The sequence below is a fragment of the Kistimonas scapharcae genome, assembly GCF_039540975.1.
Taxonomy (GTDB): domain Bacteria; phylum Pseudomonadota; class Gammaproteobacteria; order Pseudomonadales; family Endozoicomonadaceae; genus Kistimonas; species Kistimonas scapharcae.
In genome coordinates, this window is record NZ_BAABFL010000342.1 from 1 (window position 1) to 7104 (window position 7104).

Genomic DNA, 7104 nt, shown 5'->3' on the forward strand with positions numbered 1-7104 from the left:
ATTCCGAGACTGGCAAATATTATCGAATACGCCTCATGCTGGCTGCCATGTGGTCTGCACAGGAGTTTTTGAGTACTTACAAAGCCTTTACCCCAACGGGGGGACAACACTGTTCTGCAATCAGGCGTTTTCACACAAGAGTAACCGCCTCACCGCCGGCTATATCTACTCGCTGAAAGCCGTGCGTGAAGAGCTGCAGTGCCGAACAAACACAGAATGCAAACGTGACAGCGAGATGTACCGTGCCGCTCTGACAGATCTGCATAACACCTATCCCATCATGACTCGTGTAGAACTTAAACGTCGGGATACCGTTTTTGGCAATGTGCGTGATACAGCCAAACCACTATTGCCGAATTGTTCGCTACAAGAGGACTACCTCGTGCTTGAGCCTGCAGATGCAATTAAAGGCGACGTAGCACGTGCACTGCTCTACATGCACGATCAATACAACCTGCCTCTACAAGCACCACTGGAAACACTCCTTGAGTGGAATAACATTGATAAGCCCGATGATCAGGAAGTTCAACGCAATAACACCATTGCAGACTTACAGGGTATCCGAAATCGGTTTATTGATGATCCGGCATTGGCTGCACAGCTAGCCTCCCGGGAATAATTTCCCGGGATCCCAACCTAAAGAAGTGCCCCAAACAAGCGATAATCTTATCTGATATTGTCTCCCTCTCCAGCCGTCTTTGGATCAGAATGACTATCACGTTGACAAAGAAATGATCACTGAGGTGCCTGCATGCAGTTATTCAGATTTTTTATGCTTTCGCTCACCTTACTATTTCTGCCAGCTGTATCCTCAACATTACACGCTGCCCCTTTGACCGCTTCAGTTACAATCTCACTAGAGCAAATTCTAAAAGCAGCCTCTCAAGAATCCACAGCCAACGCTCAAAACAGACATCAAATGCCAGCACAGGATTTTGTTGCCAGACAGGCAAGGCTGATTGTCAACAGTTTGGCTGAAGAGTCCGAATTACTGAATTACCCTTCCTTGTATACTCAGAGGATGTTGTCGGAATACCGCCACCAGTAAATAACAGACAACGAGCTCTCAATAAAAAAGGAGATCAATATGATCTCCTTTTTTATTATCTCTGACACGAATCTCAGAACTGATCATCACCCAATTCAAAGAGAGGATCCGCACCGGACATCACCGCCTGTGACAGACTGTGAATGCGCGGCAACAGCCGCTTGTAGAAGTAACGTGCGGTGGTCAACTTACCGAGATAGAAAGACTCCTCCTCAGTACCTGCCGCCAGTTGATCCTGCGCAGTTTTCGCCATCAATGCCCACATGTAGGCATAGGCGGTATAACCGAAGACATGGAGGTACTCGACAGATGCCGCACCCACTTCATTCGGGTTATTGGCTGCATTGTCGATAACCCAGGCTGTCAATGTTTCCATGTTTTTCAAGGCATCTGCCAGCGGTGCATTGAATTCAGCCATTTTTCCGGTGTTGCTGGACTCCATGAACGTTTTTACTTCACGGGCAAACCCCGCGAAAAACTTGCCACCGTTGGCAACAGTCTTACGTCCCATAAGATCCAGCGCCTGGATACCGTTGGTTCCTTCATAAATCTGGGCAATACGGACATCACGGACCAGCTGTTCCTGTCCCCATTCGCGGATATAACCGTGGCCACCGAACACCTGCTGTCCCTGAATACAGTTCTCAAGACCAACATCGGTGAAGAACGCTTTTGCAATCGGCGTCAGCAGCGCAACCAGCGCTTCAGCATTGGCTTTTTCATCCGCATTTTCGCTGTACTTGGACAGATCCAGCTGCTTCGCCACATACGTGGAGAAGGCTCGCCCTGCCTCAGTGGTCGCCTTGATATTCAGCAGCATACGACGCACGTCGGGGTGTACAAGTATGGGGTCAGCGGCCTTGTCGGGCTGAGTCGCACCGGTCGCGGAACGGCCCTGGATGCGCTCTTTGGCATACTCAAGGGCGCTCTGATAGCTCATTTCAGAGCAACCCAGCCCCTGGATACCAATGGACAGGCGCTCATAGTTCATCATGGTGAACATGGCCGCCAGGCCCTTGTTCACCTCACCGACAAGGTATCCCTTAGCGTCATCAAAGTTCATGACACAGGTAGCGGATGCCTTGATCCCCATCTTGTGCTCAATGGAACCGCAGCTGACGCCATTGCGCTCACCCAGGGAACCATCTTCGTTAACCAGAATTTTGGGCACCAGGAACAGGGAAATACCACGCGGTCCCTTGGGCGCATCCGGCAGCTTGGCCAGCACCAGGTGGATAATGTTTTCGTTGAGATCGTGTTCGCCACCGGTGATGAATATCTTGGTGCCGGTCACGCTATAACTGCCATCCGTCTGTGGTTCGGCCTTGGTGCGGATGATGCCGAGATCCGTACCGGAATGTGGCTCAGTCAGGCACATAGAGCCAGACCAGACACCGGCATACATATTCGGCAGATACGCTTCCTTGAGCTCATCCGATGCGTGTGCATTCAAGGCCAGGCAGGCGCCGGCAGTCAGGGTGGGGTACAGGGTGAAAGAGTTGTTAGCGCTGTACATCATCTCTTCGAACTGTACAGAAAGCATCTTCGGCATGCCCATGCCGCCATATTCAGGATTACCCGCAAGGCCGACCCAGCCCCCTTCCGCGTAGGTCGTAAAGGCTTCCTTAAAACCAGCCGGGGTGGTGACGTCACCGTTGTCCCAGCGAGCCCCTTCTTCATCACCGGAACGGTTCAGCGGCGCCAGTTCACGGGCGGTCAGCTTGGCGCCCTCTTCCAGGATGGCATCTGCCGTTTCTGCGTCTACCACTTCCGCCAGTTCCGGCAGGGAGGCCCAGAGTTCATCCGCCTTGAACACTTCGTTCAGCACAAAGCGTATGTCACGCAACGGAGCCTTGTATTCCGCCATAGGTCAACCTCAACACTCTTGTCATGTTTCACACCCGCAGTGCAGATGCCCGTCTTCTTTTTCGGTTTATCCGTATGTGATGCGTATCATACTCCCATTCAGGCCTGCTTCAAACGGGCGTTTGAGTCTGAAAAAGGTTTTTACATAAGCATATATTGTGGAAAACCTAAGTAGTTGGAGACAGCGAATCGTTTATCCTCCCCGCTCCCGTTACTTTCCGGATAGACGTCAATGTCTTATCGCAATATCACCTTCTTCAGCCGTTTCGAGTCCGATATCCTCGCCGACCGAAAAACCATTACGATCCGTGACCAGAGTGAATCCCACTTCCAGCCCGGCGAAATCCTGACAGTGGCGCGTAATGAGGATGACCAGTATTTCTGCCATATTCGCGTCAATGCCGTGACGCCCATTCACTTTGATGCACTGAATGAACAGCATGCCGTTCAGGAGAATATGACGCTTGAGGAACTGAAATCCGTGATCCAGACCATTTACCCCGGCCAGAATGAATTCGTTGTCATCGATTTCACCCGTCTGGATGTCACCGGCAACGTTGCCGCAACAAACAGCTAACGTCTTACGTGTCTGCAGATAACAGACATAAGCAGGAAAACAGTCCTTTCCCCACCAGAAAAAACGAAACCTGCCGCATAAAACCTTCGACATTGATACAGATCAATTTCGGTTTACCGCAAGATGATTAAAGTAAAGCCATGCATTTGTTGTAGCCGGTGTGTTGGCAGTGAGCTGATCGACACATCGGTTGACGATTTTGCTTCAACCTGTGCTCTCTTATCACGCCCCTTTTTGGGGCGTTTTTTATGTCTGCGTCCTGCCCGTCACCAGCCATCTGGAATACTGCTAGATTAAAAGATACTGCTGTCAATGGAGTGACTATGCACCTGTTGTTAGAAATGCTCAGGCTATGGCTGGATGAACACCTGTTTCCGGACTGGATGCACTGCCGTACCCCCGACAACAACCACTTTTACCGCCGCATGTTCAGCCGACGCTATCAGGCAAAGAAACGGCTGGTGAAGCATATCTGGATGGTGGCCGGGCTGTTGATACTTTGTTATCCACTGCCATGGTTTGTCCTGCTGATTGGGCTGCCAGTGACCCTGTTATCTTTCGCGATTCTGGACGAAACTCCCTGATACAAAAAAAGCCCCTGCATAACAGGAGCCTTTATTTCATTTATATCGCGTTAATCAAGCGAATCAGACATCACCGAAGTTAGCTTCATCCATCGCCATCAGGTTATCCGCACCAGACTCAATACAGGCCTTGTGGGTACGGGTCCGAGGCAGGATACGCTGGAAGTAGAACTGCGCAGTCTGCACCTTGGCCTGATAGAAACCTTCTTCCGTAGTGCCTTCTGCCAGCTTCTGCTTGGCAACCCGCACCATGTCTGCCCAGAAGTAGGCCAGACAGGCGTAGCCGGAGTACATCAGGTAATCCACGGATGCCGCGCCGACTTCATCCCGGTTCTTCATGGCTGCCATGCCCACTTTCATGGTCAGGTCGCCCCACTCTTTGTTCAACGCAGTCAGCGGCTCGATGAATTCCTTCAGGTCTTCATTGTCAGCGTTTTCCTTGCAGAACTTGTGTACAACCTTGGTGAAAGCTTTCAGCGATTCACCCTGGGTCATCAGCACTTTACGTCCCAGCAGATCCAGCGCCTGGATACCGGTGGTGCCTTCATACAACAGGGCGATACGGCAGTCACGCACGTTCTGCTCCATGCCCCACTCACTGATAAAGCCGTGGCCACCGTAGCACTGAACGCCCAGGTTGGCGGCTTCAAAGCCCGTTTCGGTGATGAAAGCCTTGATGATCGGGGTCAGGAAGCCCAGCATCTGGTCAGCGGCCTTGCAGGCTTCTTCATCTTCACTGTGCGCCTGAACATCTACCAGACGCGCAGCATAGTAGGCCAATGCACGGTTACCTTCGGCAAAGGCCTTGATGGTCAGTAGCATCCGGCGAACGTCGGGATGAACGATAATCGGGTCAGCCGGGCCATCCGGGTTCTTGGGACCGGTCAGGGCACGCATCTGCAGACGCTCACGGGCATAGCGCAGAGCACCCTGGTGTGCGATTTCAGCATGGGCCAGACCTTGCAGACCCGTACCCAGACGCGCGGTGTTCATGAAGGTGAACATGCAGTTCAGACCTTTGTTGGGCGGACCGATCAGGAAACCGGTTGCACCGTCAAAGTTCATGACACAGGTCGCGTTACCGTGGATACCCATCTTGTGCTCAAGGGAGCCGCAGCTGACTGCGTTACGCTCACCCGCACCGCCATCACCATTCGGCAGACACTTGGGTACGATAAACAGTGAAATACCCTTGGTGCCTTCCGGCGCATCAGGGAGACGAGCCAGTACGATATGAACGATATTCTCCGCCATATCGTGCTCACCGGCGGAGATGAAGATCTTGGTGCCAGAAATCTTGTAGCTGCCATCGGCCTGAGGCTCAGCCTTGGTCCTCAGCATGCCCAGGTCTGTACCACAGTGCGGCTCGGTCAGACACATGGTGCCAGTCCATTCACCGGAAACCAGCTTGGTCAGGTAAGTTTCCTGCTGCTCTGGCGTCCCATGGGCGCTCAGGGTGTTCATGGCACCATGGCTGAGGCCGGGATACATACCCCAGGACCAGTTGGCTTCACCGATCATCTCGCTCATCACCAGATTGAGCGACTCTGGCAGCCCCTGGCCACCATGATCCGGGCTATGCGCCAGTGACGGCCAGCCGCCTTCCACAAACTGCTGATAGGCTTCTTTAAAACCAGTGGGTGTGGTTACACCGTCTTCCGTCAGTGTACAGCCTTCCTGATCGCCCACCTGATTCAATGGCGCCAGAACCTGTTCACAGAATTTTGCGCCTTCATCCAGGATGGCGTTGACCATGTCCGGGGTGGCGTCTTCCGCACCGGGCAGGGTGGCATAGTGCTCTGGATAGTTCAGCAGTTCGTCGCGAACGAAGCGGATATCGCGAAGGGGGGCCTTGTACTCAGGCATAGCGTCTACCTCGGGCTATTCTCGTTGTAATCATTCCGACCACCGAAGCGGTCATTACCTGAAGACTGTTCTTATTTACGGCTGTAGAAGATAGCGTATTTAAACAAGTGTTTGAAACTTACGTATGAGTGTAGCTCGTGTCAAGGGCATCTCACAACAAAATACGCATTTACACCTAGATGGATTTGCTATATTTCGACCCTCACAACAGCTCTGGAATCAGTGTTATTACTCCGTCTGCACCAGATTCTGATAGCTATATCTTCAAAGGAAATTGGGGATAAGTCTGGTAACTTTTATCTTCCTGCTGGTTGATGTGACTGATGATTGAGCGCCGGGAATTCCGGCAGGTTTTTGGGTGCTGGTCAACCCCACGGACTTGATCGAACGCACGTTGCCGTGTTGGTCCCAGTAAAAGGCGAGGCTGTAGTAGCGGTAGGCTTTGCCCTCGACCAACTGACGACCGTTGTCGTTCCATTCCACCCGGCCCCAGATCGCCCCGTCGATCACTTCCAGGTTATCCCGGCGTATCCATGCCTGGGTCGGTGCGGGCTCGCCCTTGGGGCCTTTGAGTTCGGTGGCGTGTTCGATATCGATAGGGATGTCCCGGCCAATGTGGCGGGTGGTGGCCACCACGCTTTCCGGGGTGGGGTTGTTCCAGGCACGCCCATCCAGGCCGCTGAATGTCTCGGCGGGAATTAACAGGAGTTTTTCCGGCAGGGTGCTGGTTTCGGTCAGCTGGAAGTTAAGCGCCAGAAAACTCAGTTCATCCGAACCGGCCTGGTTGTTGAGTGCGAGGGCGAGTGTGCTTCTTTCCATACCGTCAGATTACGGCGGTATGGGGGAGGCTTGGCTTTAAAGGGTTTTGGTGGTGTTGGTTGGTACTGAATGACAGGTCTTAGCGGAATCTATAGCATACCGAAAAAAATGAACGGAATCTTTATCAGGGGGCGTTATGGTCAGTACGAAAGTAGAGATTAGCAATGGCGACATCATATTCGTTAAAGATGCTCAGGATGCCATTACGCGCATGGAACAAGAACAGAAAAACTTCCATGATATTCTTTCAACAATGAATGGTGAGTAAGTACTCAAAAACTCCTGTGCAGACCACATGGCAGCCAGCATGAGGCGTATTCGATAATATTTGCCAGTCTCGGAAT

General features: G+C 52.2%; 8 protein-coding genes. 5 read left to right on the forward strand and 3 right to left on the reverse strand.

Annotated features, from left to right (window positions below; genetic code table 11):
- The coding region (locus tag ABD892_RS12260) for an endonuclease (RefSeq protein WP_345196010.1) at nucleotides 1-619 on the forward strand (619 nt) is incomplete at its 5' end.
- 132 nt (nucleotides 620-751) lie between these two features.
- The gene (locus ABD892_RS12265; protein WP_345196011.1) at nucleotides 752-1048 is read left to right on the forward strand and encodes a hypothetical protein; all 297 of its coding nucleotides are present in this window, start codon (nucleotides 752-754) and stop codon (nucleotides 1046-1048) included.
- A 73-nt stretch (nucleotides 1049-1121) separates the two neighbouring features.
- Here ABD892_RS12265 and ABD892_RS12270 read toward each other — a convergent pair whose 3' ends face one another.
- A complete protein-coding gene (locus ABD892_RS12270; RefSeq protein WP_345196012.1) occupies nucleotides 1122-2915 on the reverse strand; it encodes an acyl-CoA dehydrogenase C-terminal domain-containing protein in 1794 nt (597 codons plus the stop codon).
- 231 nt (nucleotides 2916-3146) lie between these two features.
- Between ABD892_RS12270 and yqfB the strand changes: the two genes are divergently transcribed.
- Both yqfB and ABD892_RS12280 read left to right on the forward strand, forming a co-directional pair.
- Complete coding sequence (gene yqfB / locus ABD892_RS12275; protein ID WP_345196013.1) at nucleotides 3147-3491, forward strand: N(4)-acetylcytidine aminohydrolase; 345 nt, start codon at nucleotides 3147-3149, stop codon at nucleotides 3489-3491.
- Between the two features lie 323 nt (nucleotides 3492-3814).
- Complete coding sequence (locus ABD892_RS12280) at nucleotides 3815-4075, forward strand: hypothetical protein (RefSeq protein ID WP_345196014.1); 261 nt, start codon at nucleotides 3815-3817, stop codon at nucleotides 4073-4075.
- Between the two features lie 63 nt (nucleotides 4076-4138).
- Here ABD892_RS12280 and ABD892_RS12285 read toward each other — a convergent pair whose 3' ends face one another.
- On the reverse strand, nucleotides 4139-5941 hold the full coding sequence (locus tag ABD892_RS12285) for a phenylacyl-CoA dehydrogenase (protein ID WP_345196015.1): 1803 nt from the start codon (nucleotides 5939-5941) through the stop codon (nucleotides 4139-4141).
- A gap of 264 nt (nucleotides 5942-6205) precedes the next feature.
- Nucleotides 6206-6760 carry a phage protease gene (locus tag ABD892_RS12290; protein WP_345196017.1) on the reverse strand — a complete coding sequence of 185 codons (555 nt, stop codon included), beginning with the start codon at nucleotides 6758-6760 and terminating at the stop codon, nucleotides 6206-6208.
- A 136-nt stretch (nucleotides 6761-6896) separates the two neighbouring features.
- Here ABD892_RS12290 and ABD892_RS12295 point away from each other — a divergent pair, with 136 nt between their 5' ends.
- The gene (locus ABD892_RS12295) at nucleotides 6897-7028 is read left to right on the forward strand and encodes a hypothetical protein (RefSeq protein ID WP_345196018.1); all 132 of its coding nucleotides are present in this window, start codon (nucleotides 6897-6899) and stop codon (nucleotides 7026-7028) included.
- Nucleotides 7029-7104: the final 76 nt, after the last annotated feature.